The sequence below is a fragment of the Putridiphycobacter roseus genome (genome assembly GCF_003234935.1).
Classification (GTDB): domain Bacteria; phylum Bacteroidota; class Bacteroidia; order Flavobacteriales_D; family Crocinitomicaceae; genus Putridiphycobacter; species Putridiphycobacter roseus.
This window is the reverse complement of sequence record NZ_QKSB01000006.1, coordinates 196,407-217,688: the sequence shown is the minus strand read 5'-3', so window position 1 is coordinate 217,688 and position 21,282 is coordinate 196,407. Positions and strand designations below refer to the sequence as shown.

Below are 21,282 nucleotides of genomic sequence, written 5' to 3'. Positions count from 1 at the left end.
AAAATTAACAAAAAGAACAATATGGAAGCAAGAATATTATGGGCAGATGACGAAATAGACCTTTTAAAACCACATATTTTATTTTTAGAGCAAAAAGGATATATCGTGGAAACTTCCAATAATGGGCGTGATGCTGTGGATATGGCAAAGGAAACGCACTTCGATATTATTTTTTTAGATGAAAATATGCCAGGGTATAGTGGTCTGGAAACTTTAGCTTTAATTAAAGATTCAAATCCATTGGTGCCGGTAATTATGATTACCAAAAGTGAAGAAGAACATATTATGGAGGAGGCGATTGGTGGTCAGATTTCAGATTATTTGATCAAACCAGTTAATCCAAATCAAATATTACTTTCTCTCAAGAAAAATTTAAATACCAAAGAATTAGTCAGCCAAAAAAACACTTCTGATTATCAGACGGAATTTCGACAAATAGGCATGCGTTTGAACGATCGTCTCGATTTTGAAGAATGGAAAGAAGTATATAAGACGTTGGTGAATTGGGAAGTAAAGCTGGAGTCTTCTGGAGACAATGGTATGGAAGAGGTATTTGATATGCAAAAAAAAGATGCCAATACACAGTTTTGTAAATATATTGAAAGTAATTACGAGGATTGGGTGACAGGAGAAGAAGAGGGTCCCATCATGTCGAATAACCTCTTAGAGAAAAAAGTTTTTAATGTGGTTGGAAAAGAACCGGTTTTTTTAATTGTAATTGATAATTTACGATTTGATCAATGGAAGATATTACAACCTTTAATCAGTGAATATTTTAATGTAGAGTCGGAAGAATTATATTATTCTATTTTACCAACGGCTACTCAATATGCTAGAAATGCCATGTTTGCAGGTTTAATGCCGATTGAAATTGAGAAAAAACATCCAGACTTATGGTTAAACGAAAATGATGAAGGTGGTAAAAATATGCATGAAGAGGCCTTACTTGCTGCGAACTTAAAAAGACATGGCAAACAGGTTAAAATGTCTTACCATAAAGTTATCAAACTTGACTTTGCGCGTAGAATGGTAGATAAGTTTAATGACTTATTGAATAATGATTTTAACGTATTGGTCTATAATTTTGTAGATATGTTGTCGCATGCCCGTACCGAGATGGAAGTGATTAAAGAATTAGCGGATGATGAAGCTGCTTATCGCGCATTGACAAAAACGTGGTTTGAACACTCGCCTTTAAAGGAAATGCTACAGAAAATTGCAGCAAAAAAGATTAAAACCTTTTTAACTACCGATCATGGTACCATTAAAGTGGATAATCCTGTTCAAATTATTGGAGATAGACAAACAAATACGAATTTAAGGTATAAAGTGGGGAAAAATTTAAATTATAAGGAGAAAGAAGTGAGTGTTTTTAAGTCACCGAAAAATATAAAATTACCACAAGAAAATATGAGCTCTTCGTATGTGTTTGCAAAAGAAAATGACTTTTTTGCTTATCCAAATAATTATAATCATTACGCCAACTATTATAAAAATACTTTCCAACATGGTGGAATCTCATTAGAGGAGGTAATTATTCCGTTTATAGAATTAACCGCAAAATAGCTTAAAATATACCGACATTATTTATATTTGTATAAACCCATTTTTTATGCAGATAAAAGTAAATTCATTGCGTGAAATCGACCAAGCTGCCATTGATTTTTTAAAGGCTGTTGATGGTCGTAAAAAGTTTGCTTTTGAAGGAGAGATGGGGGCGGGTAAAACAACATTTATCAATGCTTTATTAAAACAAATGGGGATTGAAGATCATAGTTCTTCCCCTACTTTTTCTATTGTAAATGAATACTTGTCCAAGGATTATGGCGCTATTTTTCATTTCGATTTCTATAGATTGAACTCAGAAGAAGAAGCGTATGACATTGGAGTAGAGGATATTTTATACGAAGATCATTATTGTTTTATGGAATGGCCGGATAAAATTGGGAACCTTTTACCACCAGACTGCGTAAATGTGAGTATTGCAGTTGATGTTAATAGTAGAATAATAGACGTTGGTATATGATTACGGATCCAGAGACTTTAAAGTCCTTAATGAAGGAGGGGAGTTTGCTACCTCAAGAAGAGATGTTAGCAGTGAAGCAAAGAAGAGGGAAACTGTCTATAGGGATACCTAAAGAAACTTCTTTTCAAGAAAATAGGGTAGCATTTATTCCTGAAACAGTACAATTATTAGTCAGTAATGGACACCATGTGATTGTAGAAAGTAACGCCGGACAAAAGTCGCAATATTCTGACCGTGATTATGCTGAGGCTGGCGCGGAGATTGCTTTGGATAGAAAAGCAGTTTTTGAAAGCAATATGATATTTAAGGTGGCACCACCTACCCAAGAAGAAATTGACTTAATGCCGGGCGACCAAACCCTAATTTCGGCATTACAGTTAACCCTACAACCTAAGGAGACTTTAATTTCTTTGATGAAGAAACAAATTACTGCTATTGCTTGGGATTATATACGGGATGATTTAGGAATTTTTCCAATTGTAAGAGCAATGGGTGAAATAGCGGGTACTACTGCTGTGTTGATTGCGGCTGAGTTGTTGTCAAATTATAATAACGGTAAAGGGATTATGATGGGCGGAGTAGCTGGGGTTCGGCCAACTGAAGTGGTGATTTTAGGGGCTGGAACTGTAGGCGAAAACGCTTGTCGCGCAGCCCTTGGTTTAGGTGCCTCGATTAAAGTGTTTGATAATTCAATTTCAAAACTACGCCGATTGCAAAATGACATTGGTCAAAAAGTATATACTTCGGTTATTCAGCCAAAATTATTAGAAAAAGCAATTCGAAGAGCGGATGCCGTTATTGGGGCTATTCGGGCGCCTTTTGGTAGAACTCCTTGCGTAATTACGGAAGCCATGATTATGCAAATGAAACCACACTCTGTATTGGTGGATATTAGTATTGATCAAGGTGGTTGTTTTGAAACATCAAGAGTGACAAATCATAATAATCCTACTTTTATTAAACACGATATTATCCATTACTGTGTACCTAATATTGCTTCAAGGGTGTCTAGAACGGCATCTATTGCATTGAGTAATATTTTTACTCCAATTGTACTAGAAATAGGAGAATCTGGTGGTTGTAAGAATATGATTCGAAAAGATGCCGGATTTAGAAGTGGGGTATACGTATATAAAGGAAAGTTAACCTCTCAAATATTAGGGAAGGTGTTTGATTTGCCTTACAAGGATATAGAATTGTTGTTAGCAGCCTTTTAATCTTTTTTTATAGCTATTCGAAGAGGTGTTTTCGAAATGAAATGCACGGGTCTAGTTAGATTACGCAGTTAATTATTTTTAATAATTTATGGGCGGGGTGACTTTTTTAAGGATATGCTTTGGTACTGATTTTATTTATCAAGATATATCCTACCTTTCTTTTTTACAAGAAAATTGAATTCTAATTATCCTATTATAAAGTATTAATAGACGCGCTGTAATGGCGAAGAAGAATAAAATAGATTACTCTTTTTCGGCTTTTAGTTCTGCTTTTTTCTTTTCTAAGGCTTCTCCCTTTAATGCTTTCCCTTCCCAGTAAAGCTTATTTCCAGCCTGGGTTCCATCTTCGTTAAAAAATATCCAATAACCATGCTTTACAGCATATTTGTAACGTTCTAAGCGTTCCATTTTACCATTTGGGTAATAGTATTTAACCTCGCCATTAAAATTACCGTCTAGATAATTGCCTTCTGCTTTTAATTTGGTGTTTTGATGGTATTCTTTAAAAGTGCCATTTAGCACATTATTAGTGTAATATTCGTATCGTGCCACAATATACTGTCCTTCTATAGGTTCGTAATAAATAACACGCTGTCCTTCTAATTTATCATTTTTATAAGTTTCTTTACTTTTAACATTTCCTTTATTGTCAAAATAAGTCCATGTACTATCTCTTTGTTGATTGATGTACTTTCCCATGGCTTTTACTCTTCCAGAAGATTCATGGTATACTTGACTATAGGTTACAAGACCTTCATTTTTAAATTTCACTTTTGCTTGAACGCGACCACTTGGGTAAAAGTAAGTAAATACACCATAAGGAATATTGTCTTTAAATTGTCCTTTATATTTATACGAAGCGGTGTTTTCGTAAAAAGTTTCCCAAGGACCTTGTTTTCTTTTTTGCGCATCTATTTGGTTTAACTGTCCATATACTATGCTAGAAAAGGTAATAAAAAGTAAGATTAAATTATATTTCATTTTATTGTTTGCTTAAATGTTTTGCTACTGCCCACAAATTTTCAAAAATATAATGTGCATTTGTGGTGAGGTTACGGTTATTTTTTAACATAATTGTTTTCATACCTAATTTTGTGCCAAATTCAATGTCACCCTCGGAGTCGCCAATCATGACTGATTTTTCAAAATCGATTTCCGGAAAGTCCTTTTTTGCATGTAATCCCATGCCAATTCCAGGTTTTCTATATTCACTTCCAGAGGTTGCTAGTTGGGGAGCAAAGTATATTTTATCAATTTTCCCATCATAGGTTTCTATAAGGTTTACCATAAAACCATTTAAGTGGTGTAGATCATCTTCTGTCATTAATCCTTTACCAATTCCCTGTTGGTTGGTTACAATTACAATACGACCAAATAGTTGTGTGAATTGTTGCACAGCTTGCGGTACGCCATCAATTATTTTTATTTCATGTACTTCTTTAACGTAGTCATTTATGATTTGGTGATTGATCACGCCATCTCTATCCAAAAATAAGGTCCACGATTTATCAATATTTAATTCGTTTAATTTTGCCATTTTATAAATAAGTAATTTCTTTAATATCGTAAATCTTTGTCCTGTTGTTTTCTTTTTTAACCTTTAATCGTCCAAAAGCATCAATCCCTTGAATAATACCAATAAACGTACCGCTACTGTCTGCATATTTGCAAGGCACATTGATGCGATAAAGGTGTTGGTAGTAGAGTAAAGTTAACTGCTTTATATTAGAGTCTTTTAGCAAGCTATAATAGGCATCTAAATTTAAATGAATAGATTTTGCAATGCTTTCAATATTGCTTTGCTTGTCTATTTGGTTTGCCAAGGAAGTTGCGTTTATTTGATCAGCAAAAATGGTTTGGTTCACATTTAACCCAATTCCAACAACTGCTTTTTGTATAAATTTCCCTTGAATTTGATTTTCCACTAAAATTCCACAGATTTTCTTTTCATTTACCAGAATATCATTGGGCCATTTTATTTGTGCGTCAATATTTAAATCTAGCAATGTTTTATGAATAGCAAGCGCAGCAACAACGTTCATGTAAGCAGCATTTTTTGCAGGTATATTAGGTGTTAAACCGACCGACATGGTTAAGTTTTTCCCAGGCTCTACAAGCCATACATTGCCTTTTTGGCCTTTACCGTTGGTTTGATTTTTCGCTAAAATAAAGGTTCCTTCTTCCACCGTTATTTCTTTGAAATACTTCCACATTAAATCATTTGTGGAGGTGGTTTCATCAACTTTAATGCATAAATAGTTAAAGTGCCTTAAATTCATTCAACAAAAATGAACATTTTATCCAAATATATAAAACAAAAGGATTAATTTTGTATTTCAAATAATTGAACATGGTAAAAACACTTTCTGAAAAAGAAGCAAAGACAAAAATATTAGTCGACACAATAGTAGAAGGAATACAAGATATAAAAGGAAAAGATATAGTTGTTTTAGATTTAAGAGAGGTTGAAAACTCGGTATGTGATTATTTTATCATATGCTCTGGTGACTCCACCATGCAAGTCAGTGGTATATCTAGTTCAGTTGTCAGACACACAAGAAAACAAATACAAGAAAAACCTTGGCATAACGAAGGGGCTAAAAATGCAGAATGGCTGCTTTTAGACTACGTTTCTGTCGTGGTACACATTTTTTACAAATCAACAAGAGAATATTACAACATTGAAGGCCTTTGGGCAGATGCAAAAAGAACAGATATTCCTAACATAGACTAAGCAAAATGGCAAAGAAAAAAAATACCCCACAAAAAGGTGGGTTTAACTTTTATTGGATTTATGGTATTGTAGCAGTAGTTATTTTTATGCTCATGCTAACCTCTTCTGGAGGTACCGGAAAGAAAATATCAGAGAATGATTTTAAACAATTAGCAGAAAATGGTTTGGTTAAAAAACTAATCATTATTTCCAATACGGAATCTGCAGAAGTTTATTTAAAGCACGATAAAATTGAAGATGTACGAAATTTAAAAACGGAATGGAAGAATCTTAAGAAACAAAAAGATACTCCTTTTGCCCAATCGGGACCTGATTTTTATTTTCAAACACCACCAAGAGAATCTTTTGATAATACCATTAAGGATTTGAAAGTAAGCTTGGCAGAAAAAGGTGCAGATTATGAATTAAATACGGAATATGAAGTACGTCATGATTATTTTTCAGAGGTATTAAGTTGGTTATTTTTACCAGCTATTTTAATATTCTTTTGGATTTTTATGATGCGAAGAATGGGCGGTGGTGCTGGCGGTGGTGCTGGTGGTGCTGGCGGTATTTTTAGTATCGGAAAATCAAAAGCAACCGTATTTGAAAAAGGTAAAGGGACTAACATTACTTTTAAAGATGTTGCTGGATTAGAAGGCGCTAAAGAGGAAGTAGAAGAAATCGTAGATTTTCTAAAACATCCTAAAAAGTATACAGATTTAGGGGCTAAGATTCCTAAAGGCGCTTTATTAGTAGGCCCTCCGGGAACAGGAAAGACCTTGTTAGCGAAGGCAGTTGCTGGTGAAGCACAAGTACCTTTCTTTTCTCTATCCGGATCCGATTTTGTAGAGATGTTTGTTGGGGTAGGAGCTTCTAGAGTACGTGATTTATTTAAGCAAGCAAAAGAAAAAGCACCATCCATTATATTTATTGATGAAATAGATGCTATTGGACGTGCAAGAGGTAAAAATGCGAACATGGGATCTAACGACGAACGTGAAAACACGTTGAATCAGTTGTTGACAGAAATGGATGGTTTTGGTACTAATTCAGGTGTGATTATTTTAGCAGCTACTAACCGTGCGGATGTATTGGATTCCGCTTTGATGAGAGCAGGTCGTTTTGACCGTCAGATTTATGTGGATATGCCAGATTTAAATGAAAGAAAAGAAATCTTTCAAGTGCATTTAAAACCAATTAAATTAGAAAAAGAATTAGATGTGGACTTCTTGTCTAGACAAACTCCTGGATTTTCAGGGGCAGATATTGCAAATCTTTGTAATGAAGCAGCCTTGATTGCAGCGCGTAAAAAGAAAAAAGCAGTATCTAAACAAGATTTTCTAGATGCTGTCGATAGAATTGTAGGTGGTTTAGAAAAAAAGAATAAAATAATTACCAAAGAAGAAAAACAAACTATTGCTTACCATGAAGCTGGTCACGCTACTACTTCTTGGTTACTTGAACATGCTTCTCCTTTAGTTAAAGTTACTATAGTTCCACGTGGAAAATCTTTGGGAGCTGCATGGTATTTACCGGAAGAAAGACAGATTACTACGACAGAACAATTACTAGATGAAATGTGTTCTGCTTTAGGTGGTAGAGCGGCAGAACAAATTATGTTCGGCAAAATTTCTACCGGTGCCTTGAGCGATTTAGAAAAAGTAACCAAACAAGCATACGCTATGGTTTCAATTTACGGTTTGAGTGAAAAATTAGGTAATATTAGTTATTACGATTCTCAAGGGAACCAAAGTTTTACAAAACCATATTCTGAAGAACGTGCACGATTGATTGATGAAGAAGTTAGTTTGATGATTGAAAATCAATACAGACGTGCAGTGAAAATTTTGACTGAAAATAAAGATAAATTGATTAAATTAGCGGAAGAGCTTTTAGTTAATGAAGTTATTTTTAAAGATAATTTAATCCAAATTTTTGGAAAAAGATTTTGGGATAAAGAGGAGGAGACTTTAATTCATGCAGACCCTGTAGAGGTAAAAGATGAAATTTCCGAGCTTGAAAAAGACATAAATCTAGATGATACAGAAACTGATTCAAAAGATCAAGATACTGCTGGCTCAACTGAATCAGCATCAGGTAAAAAGGATTAAGAATAGAACTATGGTGTTTTCGGCTAATCAAGAGTACTTAGTACACTTGATTGCCGGAAAGCTAAAGTCTAACGGCATAGAGTCTATCACGTTGAATCAAAAAGATTCTACATATAATAATTTTGGTGAAATAGAATTGTATGTGCATACCAAAGATGTGGTAAAAGCAAAATATATCATTGACCAAACCAACGAAGAAGAATAACAGTATGTTACAAAGAGCAATTTGGGGTGGCGTATTCGTAGCGATACTATTGACCGGGATTTTATTGGGGGATTTATATTTCCATATTTTATTCGGAGTAATTACCATCATTAGTTTAAATGAATTTTATTCTCTCTTTAAAAAACAAGCAGTAAAACCTAATTATGGTCCAGGTATTATTTTCGGAACCTTATTTTACTTTTTAGGATCTTGGGCTTTAGCTTTTGAGTTTTGGTCTATTTATTTGGTGGCACTACTAATTTTGAGCTTTCCTTTATTGGCATTATTTGAACTATACCGGAAGAAAAAAAGGCCTTTTGAAAATATTGGTGTAACCGTTTTAGGATGGTTTTATATTAGTTTACCAATGATTTTACTGAATGATTTAATGTGGGATGGCGATTTACAAAGTTGGTCGAATTTTTTACCCGTGTTGAGTTTGTTTATTTTAGTTTGGACCAGTGATACTTTCGCTTATTTGATTGGAAAATCAATTGGGAAGCATAAATTATTTGAACGAATTTCACCCAATAAATCTTGGGAAGGTTTTTTTGGAGGTCTATTGTTTGCAGTAATCGCTGGAATAATTATCGCTTACGCTTTTGAAGTTTCCATACTGAAATATGCGATATTAGGAGTGGTTATAGCGACTTTTGGAACCTTAGGAGACCTCATTGAATCCATGTTGAAAAGAAGTGTAAATGTGAAAGATTCTGGAAATGTAATTCCTGGTCACGGTGGTATTTTAGACAGAATAGATGCTGTTTTGTTTGTTATTCCACTCGTCTATTTATTATTTCAGCTTGTTTAAAACATATTTGGAACAGTTTTTGAAGGCTTTAAGTTAGATTTATATAATTACTAAATTTTATTAAAAAGGATAAAAGTTTATATTTAAATCTGTATTTTTACAATAATCTAAATTAAAAATTATGAAAAAGGTATTATTAACTTTAGCGCTTGCAGCTTTTATTGGAGGAACAACTACAGCATTAGCACAAGACGACAAGAAAAAAGAAACTTCAAAAAAATCTACGACTAAAAAAGCCTGTAGTAAAAAAGGTTCTTCTTGTTGTCAAAAAAAATCGGAAGCTAAAGTAGCTCCAGCGAAAACAACTAACGAAAACAACGCAGAAAAATAATTTTGCAATTGTATATACATTAAAAAAAGCCCTGACTTTATTGTCAGGGCTTTTTTGTGTTTACTTGTTCATGTTTGTGTGTTTTTGCAGACGCAATGGATTGGTTTTATAGAACAAGATTAATAAGACATTTTAACGATTTCTTTTACATTTTCGGGCGTCAAGGTTTTGTTTTCACCAATACCTGTCATCCCCATTTTTGTAAATTTTTCTTCAATTAACTCAGCAGTACCTTCGTATTCATCCACATATTCAGATAATTTTGTTGCAATGCCAATGCTATGGTAAAAAGCATCAATTTTTTCAATTGCTGCTATTGCTTTACTTTCCGTATCTCCTACTTTTATGGCAAACACTCTTTCTGCTAATTGTGCTAATTTCTCTTTCTTCGATTCAAAATTAAAAGTGTAATGCGATTTGGTGATAATTGCTAAAGTTCTTGCATGATCAATATTATACAAAGCAGTTAATTCGTGGCCTATTGCATGGATTGCCCAATCGGTAGGCACCCCTTTTTGTAGTAAACCATTTAAGGCCATGGTACAACTCCACATAAAATTAGATGCTGCTTGGTAATCGTTTGGATCTGCCATAATTTTTGGAGCCACTTCAATAATGGTTTGCATTACAGACTCTGAAAACCTGTCTTGAAGCAAGGCACCTATTGGAAAGGTTACATATTGTTCTAAAACATGCGTAAACGAATCTGCTAAGCCATTTGCGATTTGTTTACTAGGAATCGACCTTACTACTGTTGGGTCCAAAATTGAAAATTGTGGAAATAGCGCTGGTCCACCTATTGGTATTTTCATTTTAAGTGCTCTTCTTGTTATTACTGCGCCAGAATTCATTTCTGATCCAGTAGCAGGAAGTGTAAGCACAGCTCCAAAAGGAATGGCAACGGTATTGGGTTTTCTATTCATTACCATATCCCAAGGGTCACCTTCGTATAAAGCGGCAGCAGATATGAATTTTGTACCGTCAATTACGGAACCACCACCAACAGCTAATAAATAAGTGATGTTTTCTGATTTAATAATATCAATGGCTTTGATCAATACGTCATATTCTGGATTTGGCGGAATCCCTCCCATTTCAGTAACTTGAAAATCTTTTAAAGCAGCAGTTACTTGTTCGTAAACACCATTCTTTTTGATGGACCCACCACCAAAAAGCATAAGAATTTTTGCATCTTTAGGTATCTCTGTTGCTAAATTTTTTATGGTATCTTTTCCAAAAATTATTTTGGTTGGATTTTTATAGTCAAAATTGTTCATGATAATTATTTTTAATTAGTCAATTACGGTGATTAAATCTGATTTACTTTTTCTTACTTTTTTTAAGTTTACTAACCAATCATTATCTTGGTCTCTATAGCCAATAGGTAATAAAATACAAGAACGCAAGCCTTTTTCTTTAAGGTTTAATATTTTGTCAACTGCTTCCGGGTCAAAGCCTTCCATTGGTGTAGTATCTACGCCTTCAAAAGCGGCGGCAACTATTGCCATTCCAAATGCAATATATGCTTGTTTAGCAGCATGATTGAAATTGGTTTCTGCATCTCTTTGTGGGTAACTTCCTAAAAGCATTTTTCTATAATCTTCCCAACCTTCGTTTTTAAAACCACGTATTTCATTGGTTAAATCGAACATTTTATTGATTCTATCCTCTGTATAAGTGTCCCAAGCTGCAAATACAAGCAAGTGTGAACAATCTGAAACTACGGATTGTCCCCAAGCTACTGGTCTAATTTGGTCTTTAATTGCCTGGTTGGTTACCACAATTACTTCAAAAGGTTGTAATCCGCTCGAGGTTGGAGCCAGTGAAATTGCTTCAATAATAGCATCCATTTTCTCTTCAGAGACCTTCTTTCCATTCATTGCTTTGGCTGCGTAACGCCAATTTAATTTATCTAATAATTCCATTGTGTTTTTATTTATTTAGTGTTTATTTTTATACTGTCCCAAGCCATTTCAAAAGCAGCTTCTAAATTCTTTTTATCCAACATACATTTTTTTTGGTTGTCTTTATTCATTATAAACGCCATGGCGTAAAACGTAAAAGCATACATGAGATAAGGAGATACATTTTTTAAAATATTTTCAGATTGTCCTTTCTCCCACAAGGTTAATAGTGTATCTAATTGCTTTAACCCATTTTGTCTTGCGTTATCACTCAGCATAGGCGTATTGTCGCATTGTGCTAAAAATGAAGCCTCCTCCGGATGGTTTAATTTATAAGCTACCGTATTGTGCCAAATCTTATAAAAACTATCTTTAATGCTTGCAGCTTCATTAAAATCTTCAAATGCATGAATGCTAAAATTTTCTTTTACTTTTAGATATAATTCATCTACCAAATCTTGTTTGTTTTCAAAGTATAAATAAATAGTTGCTGGTGATACTTTTGCAATTTTAGCGACTTTTGCCATAGATGCACCTTGTATACCTTCTGTATTCACCAAGCTTAAAGTAGCCTTTAACAAGGCCGCTTTTTTATCTTTACTTTTTTGTAATTTGGGCATCTTTTTTATTTATGACTGCAAATGTATATTAAAAAATGAATGTTCATTCTTTTTTTAATATTTGTTAACATAGGTGAAGATTTCTACAGGAAAAACTAAAAGGAAAGGTAGAAAATATTTAGGAGGAAGGAGCGCAAAAAAATGGGAAGTGAAGGAAACTGTCTGCAGTTTTTAAATCTACATTGCGCTAAACGTAAGGTTGTTTGGTTTGAAAAAGGGCTAAAAATAATCGGTATAGATGATTGCTTACAAGCATTGATGCAGGGAGAGACGAATCGCCGCATACTTTACTAGAAAACACTAGGCAAAAGTCATGCGAACCCAATTTTTAAAAATTAATCTTTAAGTGTTGATGTGCTTAACGAAAACAATCTCTGAAAAAATATTTAAAAATTGGGTACTTGCTATTTATTTTGCTTGCATATAAGCATCTAATCTTTGGTTGGCGGTAGATTGCACTTTGTTTTTTATAATCGGACTCCAACCTAAAATTGTACCTGCTAAACCTAAAGCTTGTCGCGACCATTTCCACATACTGAATTCATCTTTATGTTCAATAATTAAATTGTCTTTGAATTTAAAGTTTGCTTTTACATGGTTTACTACCTTTCTTTTATTTGGACCAAAAACGTATTCCGCGATCCAATTTGCAGTGCCTGTATCTCCATTTACTTGAATATTGTCAAATGAAAATTTTTGAACAGCGTCTTTATTACTCATCAACATTTCCCACATACCACGGGCACGGGCACTAGATAATTTACCAAATGCTGGGTCTTCAAATTTGACATCTGGGTGATAACAGGCAATCATTTTTGCCGCATTTTTTTCTGCAAATCCTTCGTAAAACTGTTTGATTAAGTCGGCTTGTTTTGTCATTTTTATTAATATTTAAATATTGGTTGATTTAAAGGTCGTATATTCTAGTTCAGAAATACTTTCCCAACGATCTTCATAGCATTGGATCATGTCATTTATAAATTGCATTTCAGGATATATATTGGCAATCACTTCTGATTCAATCAATTTATTTCCCATTTTTTTTATTTCCGTAAATTGTTTTAAATTTTTAATTTTAAACATTACATCAATCCCTTTATATTTTCTGTAAATCGGAAAATCCATTTTATATTTGCATTTATGACGTATGAAATATTGCTTAAGAAAGCAAAGGACAAAGTTAGTGAAAAAGATTTGGATGCTGCACTTGAAATGTTAAATCACGCCTTGTCAATAGATGAGAAAGGGAAAGAAGCACTTTATGAGAGAGGGGTATTGTATACCAATTTAAAAAAACTAGATTTAGCCTTATTCGATTTTAATATCCTAATTAGTCTTGAGGAGGATAATCCCTTTTATTTTGCCTGTCGTGCATTTATTAAGACAGGTTTAAAAGATATTTCTGGCGCTATTCAAGATTATGAAATCACGTTAAAACTAGATCCCGAAGATGCGATTACACTAAATAATTTGGGCTTATTGCAAGAACAAGGTGGTTATAAGTCTGCGGCAGAAAAAAGTTTTGAAAAATCAAATGAATATCTTGGTTACAATCCAAATAGGTATGACAAAGATGATGAAGAAAAATTACAGAAAAATCCTCCAACAGGAGAGGTAGATGCTTCCGAAAATAGGAGCGGTAAAAAGATTATCAAATCTGTTTTTTCGGATAAAAATGGATTTAAAGAGTTTGTTCAGTTTATAAAAAATGGATTTAAATTAAAGTCAGATGACGAAGACTGAAAAAGTAAATTATATCATTACGGAATTAGAAAATTTGTATCCTGTGGTGGAGGTGCCTTTAGACCATAAAGATCCGTATACACTTTTAATCGCAGTATTACTTTCTGCACAATGTACAGATGTGAGGGTGAATCAAATCACGCCAAAATTATTCAAATTGGCTGATAATCCCTATGATATGGTTAAGCTAAGTATCGAGGAAATAAAAGAGATAATAAGACCTTGCGGTCTTTCTCCCATGAAATCCAAAGGTATATTCGGACTGTCACAAATGATTATTGAGTTACATGGTGGGGAAGTGCCTGCTGATTTCGAATCTTTAGAAGCAATGCCTGCAGTAGGTCATAAAACAGCTTCTGTGGTTATGGCTCAAGCTTTCAATATTCCTGCTTTCCCTGTAGATACACATATTCACCGATTGTTAACCCGCTGGGGAATCACCAATGGAAAATCGGTGGTTCAAACTGAAAAAGATGCAAAACGTTTGTTCCCGAAAGCGCTATGGAATAAATTGCATGTTCAAATAATTTATTACGGCAGGGAATATTCACCCGCTAGAAGTCCAAAACTAAGTGTAGATTATATTACGCGAAACATTGGCAGTGAAAAAGTACGTAAAGACTTTAAGCCTTGACTTTATAAAGGGGTACATCAACTGATAAGTGTTGATAATTCTTAATACTTTTTATTGAAAGCCCCACAGTTTCAACTATCTTTGAACCAATGAAAAAATATCTTAAATTCTTAAAGAATAAATATATATTGTCAGGGATTATATTGTTGATATATATATTGTTACTTCATGATACGGATGTGTTTTCTTTGCAAAAAAGGAAAGAAAAGGTGGAGAATTTACAGCAAGAAATTACCCATAGAAAAATTCAAATACAAGATTTAAAAGCAGATTTATTAGAGTTGGAGAATATTAATTCCTTGGAAAAGTTTGCGCGTGAAAAATATTTTTTCAAAAAAGAATCAGAAGATTTATTTGTCTTATCAGATCAGTAGTTCAACTTTAATAATTCACTAAAAAATCCTAATTCCTTTCTAGAGCTTAATTATATTATTTATTTTCGCAGAAATAAGTTTATGAAATACCTTTTTAGTACTTTTTTTATTGGATGTTTATTTTTTGCTGCCACCGCACAAACTGAGTTACTGAATGAGAACTTCAGTAATGGTATTCCTGCTTCTTGGTCAATGAATAATGAAGATGCATTAATTCCACAAGCGTCTGTTTCATTTGTCAATGATGCTTGGGTTGGTTTTACAGATGCTTATGATACCTGTGCTGTTAGTACTTCTTATTACTTGGTAGATTCTAATCAAGTTTCGCAATCAAGTGATTATTTAATAACTCCAAAAGTAAGTCTATTGTCATTTGGTAGTCTTTTTTCATGGTCTTCAAAGTCTTTTGATGCGAATTATACAGAAAGTTATTATGTGTTATTATCTACCAGTGGAAATAATATTAGTGATTTTACAGATACGCTAAAGAAAGTAGTGAATGATTCTCCAAATTGGAAAAACTTTACTTTAAATTTATATACGAAAGGCTACGCCGATCAAGATGTTTATGTGGCATTTAAAAATGTTTCAAATGATAAATACTTATTGGGTATCGATAATGTAAGCTTAACTTCAAATGATCCTGCAGGTATAAACACGGCTGCAGAGGCGATTATAAACGTGTATCCAAATCCTGTTGTAAATGAATTGACGATTCAAAGCACGGATGTTTTTACTTTTCAATTATTTAATTTAGATGGACAAGTGTTATTAAGTGGCTATCAAAATAAAATAGATGTGCGCTCTCTAAGTAAAGGAGTTTATTTTTTATCCGTTAAAATAGGGGATATGCAGACAGTGAAAAAGATTGTCAAAATTTAAATATTGATTATTTTTGCTTATGAAGCAAGTGTTTTTCTTCTTTCTCCTTTTATTTTCTTTGATGAGTTGTAGAAAAGACCAGGTTAAAATTGAAAAAGAATTCAGTTTCGTGCACCTTTCGCACAGCAGAACAGATAACTTAAATGAATTAAATAGCGAGGTTTTACTGGCAGATTTTTCGAATATAGATGTGTTGTGTTTGGGGGGGGATTTAATGTTTAATAGTTCTGCCGATTCTTCTAATTTGAATATTTTAGATGAAATTTTTGATTTATCAAGCCCTTCGACTTTATGGTCAATTGGAAATCATGATGTTTCAGATTTAAACTTACTGCAAGCCTACACGCAAAAAAATCTCTATTCCGCTTATTATTTCAATGGCATTACTTTTATTGTCCTAAATACACAGTTAGAGGGGAACTCCATTACCGGTGATCAATTGGCATTTTTTAATGGCGTAATGGATACCATGACAGTTAGCGCACAATGTATAATATTACATCATAAGTTAATATGGTTAGATAATAATCCAGATTTGGAGCCAATTGCAAACTCAATTTCAAATGGTCCACTTGGAAATTGTGATTATTGTATTGCCCCTAATAATTTTTACACCGCCATATATCCCAGGTTAGTAGAGCGACAAAAGGCGGGAGTGAATATTACTTTAATAGGGGGCGATATAGGTGCTAAAGTAAATGAGTTTCACCATGAAACAAATGAGCATATTTCTTTTTATGCTTCGGGCATGAAAGCTGGTAGTGACCAACAACAAGTACTTTATATTTTATATAACGTTGCCGCTCAAACACTACAGTTTTCCTATAGGATGCTAAATACATTCCATTAAATTTTATTTTTGGTATGGTCTTTGTCTTCGTTGCTAACATGTGGCTGTTTAAAAAATAAATCATTGATTTTTAAAAGGCTATTATTTGAGACAGAAAATAGGAAAGTGTAAATGATATTTATTAGTTTTTACTCATTAGATTTGGTCAAGATCCCCGCAATTTAACATTGCTGACATATTATTAGTTTACTGATTAATAATATGTTAATAAATAAAATACGACCATGTTTAAAGGGATTATTCTAATTTTTTACGTTACATTTATGATGCATACTGCTTTTAGTCAGTGTTATGTGAATGTAAATCCAGTACCACAAAATAATGGCTGTTTTCAAGCTAATTCGGAAGCAGTTTGGATAAACAATGCCAATGCGAATGTTAACGGAAATGATGTTTCAAAATCAAACAACATAAATACTTGGAATGCATTTGCTAACACCAGTGATTTAATTCAAGATAACATGTCTATGTCGACTATCGTTGCAGAAGACAATACTTATAAGTTGGTGAGTATAACTACCAATACCGGTACTACCAGTCCTGCAGACAACGATTTTTGTTTTTATTTACAAGGGAATGGTGTATTATCTGTGGCTGAAAATAATTCAATACTGGCTAATATTGGAAATTATTATACAGGCGATACTTTAAAAATACTAGCAGACAATGGTGTGGTGAAGTATTTTCAAAATGGCAGTCTTGTTTATACAAGTGCACAAGTACCAAGTTTTCCAATGGCGGTGGAAGTAAATTTATACTCTCCAAATGCTACTGTAAAAGAGGTAATAATCAGTGCTAATGTCAATGATACTTTTCTGTGCAGTGTAGGTGGTTTCTCTTCTGTTTATAACTATCAATGGTCCTTAAATGGCTTACATGTTGGTACCAATAGTAGTACTTATGTTAATTCTAATTTGAATGATAATGATATCATTACTTGCGTAGTCTTAGGTTTAGGATTTTGTAATGTGAATGCTTCGAATGGTATTACTATTAAAGCAGCGCCTAGTGATAATATGACAGCAACTGTAGTGCCTACCTATGTTGCAAATTCTTGTGTAAAAACCGAATTTGAAGTAAGCTGGACAGATGAATTAAATGTTTTATTCCAAAATAACCAAGTTTCTAGAGCCAATGGACAAGGGTGGGGTGGCAGTGGTGTTGCTTCTAGTAGTGAATTGAGCGATAATATGTATGCTTCTACTGTGCTTGCGGAAACCAATACAGATAGATTGTTTGGTCTAAGTCATCAAAATACAAATGCAAACTGGAATACCATAGATTTTGGTGTATACCTATCCGCTCAAGGCGGGTTATCGGTTTATGAGTCTGGTACATATAAAGGGAGTTATGGTAATTATAATACTGGAGATACTTTACAGATTCACGTGGAAGCTGGAATCGTAAATTATTACCTCAATAGTAGTTTGTTTTATACCAGTAATTCTGCCCCTACCTTGCCTTTAATTATTGATATCAGTATCAACTCAAATGGCGGATCTTTCAGTGCAGTTAAAATTGGCGGATTATTGGGGGGTACTTTTACTTGTCAAACCAATAATATGGGAAGTAATCCTACTTATTTATGGTACTTAAATGGTGTTTCAACTAACGTTTCAACCGTTAGCTATACCAATAATAATTTAACTTCAAATGATTTGTTGTATTGTGCGGTTAATCCAAGTGTAGGTAATTGCAGCAGTATAATTATTGCTAGCAATTCTATCAGCGTTGAAAGTAATACAATAAATGATATGTCCATAAATATTCATGCCAATGTCATTAATAATTCTTGTTTAAGAGGAGTTACTCCTGTTAATTGGGAAGACAATGTTGGTTTAACGATTGATGGTAATAACCTATTGAATAATGTATCTACTGGGGTGTGGGTAAATGGTGCTTTTTCAACCGTTCCTGTTCTAGATAATATGGGCGTGTTTACAGTGATAGCAGAAACGAACAAAAGACGTTTTTTTGGTTTATCTTCTACCAATATTGATGAGAATTATACTTCTATAGCGTATGCCGTTTATTTAAATGGAGCTGGAAATTTGAGTATTTATGAATCTGGTAATTATAGAGGCAGTTTTGGGGCTTATACCGCTAACGATAGTATAAGTATTCAAGTTAATAATGGGGTAGTTGCTTATTTTATTAATGACAATTTATTGTATTCTAGTAATATTAGTCCTAGTTTACCTTTGTATTCCGACGTGAGCTTTAACGAGCAAAATGCAACACTTAAAAATGTGAGCGTTTTTTATAATGTTGGCGATACATTTACTTGTGAAACAAATAATGCAGGGGTGAATCCGACTTTTGAATGGGTATTGAATAATCAAGTGGTAGGTAGTAATAGTGCGACTTACACCAATGTGAACTTGACAGAATTAGATACTTTATATTGTAATGTAATTCCTGATGTTAATAGCTGTTCAAATGTGGTGTTAAACTCGAATGTTTTTTATTTTGATCCAATTGGAATACAAAAAACTTATTGGGAAGGTTTGGTCAGTAACAATTGGAATGATGCAGGAAATTGGTCTAATGGTTTACCTTCTTCTACGACAAAAGCATTTATTAATGGCTTATCAACGAATCAACCGGTGGTTAATGGTGTGGCATCTTGTGCAGGTCTTACTATTGGACAAAACAATAGCTTAAATATTATAGGGACAGATACGTTTAAAGTATTTGGTGCATGGGTAAATGAAGGAGTTTTTACCGGTAATGTCAGTAATGTTGCATTTAATAGTAATTGTGCGAATGCGATAGGTTTTTATAATCTATTGCCACAAAATTTTAATAATATTATTGTCAATGACGGCATAAAGGTAAATCAACTGGGTGGGACTATTTTTTTAAAAGGGGCATTGTCTTTAGAGAACGGGGATTACGATACGAATGATTCCTTGGTGTTACTATCAGATGTGGATGCAACAGCTAGAATAACCGAAATAAAAAACGGTACACTTACGGGTAAAATTGAAATGCAGCGTTTTATAGATGCTGGTGCAACAAATTGGAGGTTTTTAACACAAGCAGTAGCTGGACAAAATTTGGAATCCTTTGATGATGATTTTATTACTTCCGGAATTCCAGGAAGTGATTTTCCTAATTTTCCTTCTGTTGCAAATCCATTTAGTTCTTTTTATTTCTATGATGAAACAGCAGGTGTAAACTATAATGATGGATTTATTGTGCCAAGCAGTACTTTAGATGCCGTTGGAATGGGAGAAGGGGTTTGGATTTGGTGTGGTGACTCTTTACAAGGAACGAATCCATTTACTATTGATGCTTATGGTCCTATTTATCAAGGCGATTTAAATTTACCAGTAACTTATACGCCTACCGCTGGAAATTCTAATGAGGATGGATGGAATATGGTTGCTAATCCATATCCATGTACGGTGGATTGGGATGCGACGGATTGGGTGAAAACAAATATAGATGCGGCCATCTTTATTTGGAACCCGGACAATGCACAATATGCAAGTTATGTTGCAGGTGTGGGGACAAATTTAGGAGATAATAAAATTGCCTCATCTCAAGCATTTTGGGTGCATAGTAATGGCGCTTCTCCGCAATTAACGATCAAGGAATCTTGTAAGGTAAATTTAGACCATGGTTTTATCAAAAAAGCAAGTTACCAACCTCAGTTGTTAAGGTTAAAGTTAAATGCAAATTCTACTGATGTGTGGGACGAAAGTGTGATAAGAATGGCCTTCAATACGACAAATGATTTTGATTCCGATTTTGATGCTTTGAAATTTTATTCGGGAGATGCCAATAGTATTCAAATAGCTTCTACATTAAATAATAAGGATTATACAATTAATTCAGTAAATCCCGATAGTATAACCGCTATTGATTTAAAAATTATTTTACCTAATGCTGATGTTTGCACCATCAGCACAACAGATATTTCAGGTATTGCTAACATGGCTTGTGTTTTATTGGAAGACTTAAATACAGGTGCTATTATCAATTTAAAAGAGGATTCTACTTTTCAGTTTCAACAAACAGCTTATAATTATCAACCGAGATTAAGAATACATTTTACAAAAAAACCAAAGGTCAGCATTTCAAACCCTTCTTGTTACGGAAGTATGGACGGTAGTTTATTATTAGATGTACCAAGTGGTGTTAACGATACCTATTGGACCAATTCGGTTGGAGATTCTATAGGTACAGGATACATGTCAAATTTAAGTCAAGGAACTTATTATCTTCAATATGATCACCTAATTGCGGCGTGTGGAAGTGGTTTGGATTCTTTTGTACTTGCTTCACCTTCTCCATTGCATGTTCAAAGTGTAAGTACTAATATTAATTGTAATACTTGTTGTGATGGTACTGCAGCTTTGAATGTAACGGGTGGAACCGCACCGTATTCTTTTGTCTGGCCAGCAAATGCAAATAGTAATGGGAATGATGGTTTCGATTTATGTGATGGGACATATGCAGTGATAGTTATGGATAATCACCATTGTGACACTACTGTTCAGGTTGTTATTGAAAATACATTAACGGTAGAAGACGGGCCCTCTAATAATTCAATTTTTAATGTATATCCAAATCCAACCATGGCAAAAATAACCATAGAAGGAAGTGACCTTTCTTTGAATAATTTGCGTTGTTTTAATAGCGTGGGACAAGAGGTGACTGGATTGGTGCAAATACAAAATTTACAAAAAAATCGATTTAGTGCAAATTTAGAATCCTTGCCTGCAGGAATTTATTTCCTAGAACATAAAAATAGCACTTATAAAATTACTAAGAATTAAAGTGCTTTTAAGGTGTATGGTAAAGACGATAAAATACAGGCCATTTTATTTATAAAATAACACAAGCATTT

General features: G+C 33.6%; 22 protein-coding genes. 14 read left to right on the top strand and 8 right to left on the bottom strand.

Going from position 1 to position 21,282, the window contains the following annotated elements:
* Positions 1-21: 21 nt before the first annotated feature.
* From porX to DNU06_RS11480, 3 genes are read left to right on the top strand one after another with little or no spacing between them, the layout of a single operon-like run.
* Positions 22-1,566 (top strand): T9SS response regulator signal transducer PorX, encoded by a 1,545-nt coding sequence (gene porX / locus DNU06_RS11490; protein WP_111063482.1) that lies wholly within the window; start codon positions 22-24, stop codon positions 1,564-1,566.
* Positions 1,567-1,612: 46 nt separating this feature from the next.
* Positions 1,613-2,026, top strand: coding sequence for a tRNA (adenosine(37)-N6)-threonylcarbamoyltransferase complex ATPase subunit type 1 TsaE (gene tsaE, locus DNU06_RS11485; RefSeq protein WP_111063481.1), 414 nt, complete (start codon positions 1,613-1,615; stop codon positions 2,024-2,026).
* A complete protein-coding gene (locus DNU06_RS11480; RefSeq protein WP_111063480.1) occupies positions 2,023-3,243 on the top strand; it encodes an alanine dehydrogenase in 1,221 nt (406 codons plus the stop codon). Before tsaE ends, DNU06_RS11480 begins: the two co-directional genes overlap by 4 nt.
* A 243-nt stretch (positions 3,244-3,486) precedes the next feature.
* On the opposite strand, the gene DNU06_RS11475 is transcribed toward DNU06_RS11480, so the two are convergent.
* The 3 genes from DNU06_RS11475 to DNU06_RS11465 are packed head-to-tail and all read right to left on the bottom strand — an operon-like array spanning position 3,487 to position 5,522.
* Complete coding sequence (locus DNU06_RS11475; protein WP_111063479.1) at positions 3,487-4,224, bottom strand: toxin-antitoxin system YwqK family antitoxin; 738 nt, start codon at positions 4,222-4,224, stop codon at positions 3,487-3,489.
* A gap of 1 nt (position 4,225) precedes the next feature.
* Entirely contained in the window at positions 4,226-4,780 is a 555-nt protein-coding gene (locus DNU06_RS11470; RefSeq protein WP_111063478.1) for a D-glycero-alpha-D-manno-heptose-1,7-bisphosphate 7-phosphatase, read from the bottom strand.
* A 1-nt stretch (position 4,781) separates the two neighbouring features.
* Positions 4,782-5,522, bottom strand: coding sequence for a biotin--[acetyl-CoA-carboxylase] ligase (locus DNU06_RS11465; RefSeq protein ID WP_111063477.1), 741 nt, complete (start codon positions 5,520-5,522; stop codon positions 4,782-4,784).
* Between the two features lie 71 nt (positions 5,523-5,593).
* Here DNU06_RS11465 and rsfS point away from each other — a divergent pair, with 71 nt between their 5' ends.
* From rsfS to DNU06_RS11440, 5 genes are all read left to right on the top strand, one after another.
* Complete coding sequence (gene rsfS, locus DNU06_RS11460) at positions 5,594-5,977, top strand: ribosome silencing factor (protein WP_111063476.1); 384 nt, start codon at positions 5,594-5,596, stop codon at positions 5,975-5,977.
* 5 nt (positions 5,978-5,982) lie between these two features.
* Positions 5,983-8,070 carry an ATP-dependent zinc metalloprotease FtsH gene (gene ftsH / locus DNU06_RS11455; RefSeq protein WP_111063475.1) on the top strand — a complete coding sequence of 696 codons (2,088 nt, stop codon included), beginning with the start codon at positions 5,983-5,985 and terminating at the stop codon, positions 8,068-8,070.
* 10 nt (positions 8,071-8,080) lie between these two features.
* A complete protein-coding gene (locus DNU06_RS11450; protein ID WP_158526883.1) occupies positions 8,081-8,275 on the top strand; it encodes a putative signal transducing protein in 195 nt (64 codons plus the stop codon).
* Between the two features lie 4 nt (positions 8,276-8,279).
* The gene (locus DNU06_RS11445) at positions 8,280-9,086 is read left to right on the top strand and encodes a phosphatidate cytidylyltransferase (RefSeq protein ID WP_111063473.1); all 807 of its coding nucleotides are present in this window, start codon (positions 8,280-8,282) and stop codon (positions 9,084-9,086) included.
* Between the two features lie 121 nt (positions 9,087-9,207).
* On the top strand, positions 9,208-9,417 hold the full coding sequence (locus DNU06_RS11440) for a hypothetical protein (RefSeq protein WP_111063472.1): 210 nt from the start codon (positions 9,208-9,210) through the stop codon (positions 9,415-9,417).
* A gap of 119 nt (positions 9,418-9,536) precedes the next feature.
* Here the strand turns inward: DNU06_RS11440 and DNU06_RS11435 are convergent, their stop codons facing one another.
* The 5 genes from DNU06_RS11435 to DNU06_RS11415 all read right to left on the bottom strand — a co-directional run bounded on the left by DNU06_RS11435 (position 9,537) and on the right by DNU06_RS11415 (position 13,066).
* The gene (locus DNU06_RS11435; RefSeq protein WP_111063471.1) at positions 9,537-10,694 is read right to left on the bottom strand and encodes an iron-containing alcohol dehydrogenase; all 1,158 of its coding nucleotides are present in this window, start codon (positions 10,692-10,694) and stop codon (positions 9,537-9,539) included.
* 15 nt (positions 10,695-10,709) lie between these two features.
* Positions 10,710-11,342, bottom strand: coding sequence for an NAD(P)H-dependent oxidoreductase (locus tag DNU06_RS11430; RefSeq protein ID WP_111063470.1), 633 nt, complete (start codon positions 11,340-11,342; stop codon positions 10,710-10,712).
* Positions 11,343-11,353: 11 nt separating this feature from the next.
* Positions 11,354-11,941 carry a TetR/AcrR family transcriptional regulator gene (locus DNU06_RS11425; protein ID WP_111063469.1) on the bottom strand — a complete coding sequence of 196 codons (588 nt, stop codon included), beginning with the start codon at positions 11,939-11,941 and terminating at the stop codon, positions 11,354-11,356.
* Between the two features lie 408 nt (positions 11,942-12,349).
* Positions 12,350-12,820, bottom strand: a complete 471-nt coding sequence (locus tag DNU06_RS11420) for a nuclear transport factor 2 family protein (RefSeq protein ID WP_199399017.1) — start codon at positions 12,818-12,820, stop codon at positions 12,350-12,352.
* Between the two features lie 12 nt (positions 12,821-12,832).
* Complete coding sequence (locus DNU06_RS11415; protein ID WP_111063467.1) at positions 12,833-13,066, bottom strand: hypothetical protein; 234 nt, start codon at positions 13,064-13,066, stop codon at positions 12,833-12,835.
* Positions 13,067-13,081: 15 nt separating this feature from the next.
* Between DNU06_RS11415 and DNU06_RS11410 the strand changes: the two genes are divergently transcribed.
* The 6 genes from DNU06_RS11410 to DNU06_RS11385 all read left to right on the top strand — a co-directional run bounded on the left by DNU06_RS11410 (position 13,082) and on the right by DNU06_RS11385 (position 21,211).
* Positions 13,082-13,684, top strand: coding sequence for a tetratricopeptide repeat protein (locus DNU06_RS11410; protein ID WP_111063466.1), 603 nt, complete (start codon positions 13,082-13,084; stop codon positions 13,682-13,684).
* A complete protein-coding gene (locus tag DNU06_RS11405; protein WP_111063465.1) occupies positions 13,671-14,318 on the top strand; it encodes an endonuclease III domain-containing protein in 648 nt (215 codons plus the stop codon). The genes DNU06_RS11410 and DNU06_RS11405 overlap by 14 nt, the downstream gene beginning before the upstream one ends.
* Positions 14,319-14,407: 89 nt before the next feature.
* The gene (locus DNU06_RS11400; protein WP_111063464.1) at positions 14,408-14,692 is read left to right on the top strand and encodes a septum formation initiator family protein; all 285 of its coding nucleotides are present in this window, start codon (positions 14,408-14,410) and stop codon (positions 14,690-14,692) included.
* 81 nt (positions 14,693-14,773) lie between these two features.
* Positions 14,774-15,574 (top strand): T9SS-dependent choice-of-anchor J family protein, encoded by an 801-nt coding sequence (locus DNU06_RS11395; protein WP_111063463.1) that lies wholly within the window; start codon positions 14,774-14,776, stop codon positions 15,572-15,574.
* 19 nt (positions 15,575-15,593) lie between these two features.
* Entirely contained in the window at positions 15,594-16,424 is an 831-nt protein-coding gene (locus DNU06_RS11390) for a metallophosphoesterase family protein (protein WP_146239225.1), read from the top strand.
* Positions 16,425-16,648: 224 nt separating this feature from the next.
* Positions 16,649-21,211 (top strand): T9SS type A sorting domain-containing protein, encoded by a 4,563-nt coding sequence (locus DNU06_RS11385; RefSeq protein WP_111063461.1) that lies wholly within the window; start codon positions 16,649-16,651, stop codon positions 21,209-21,211.
* Positions 21,212-21,282: the final 71 nt, after the last annotated feature.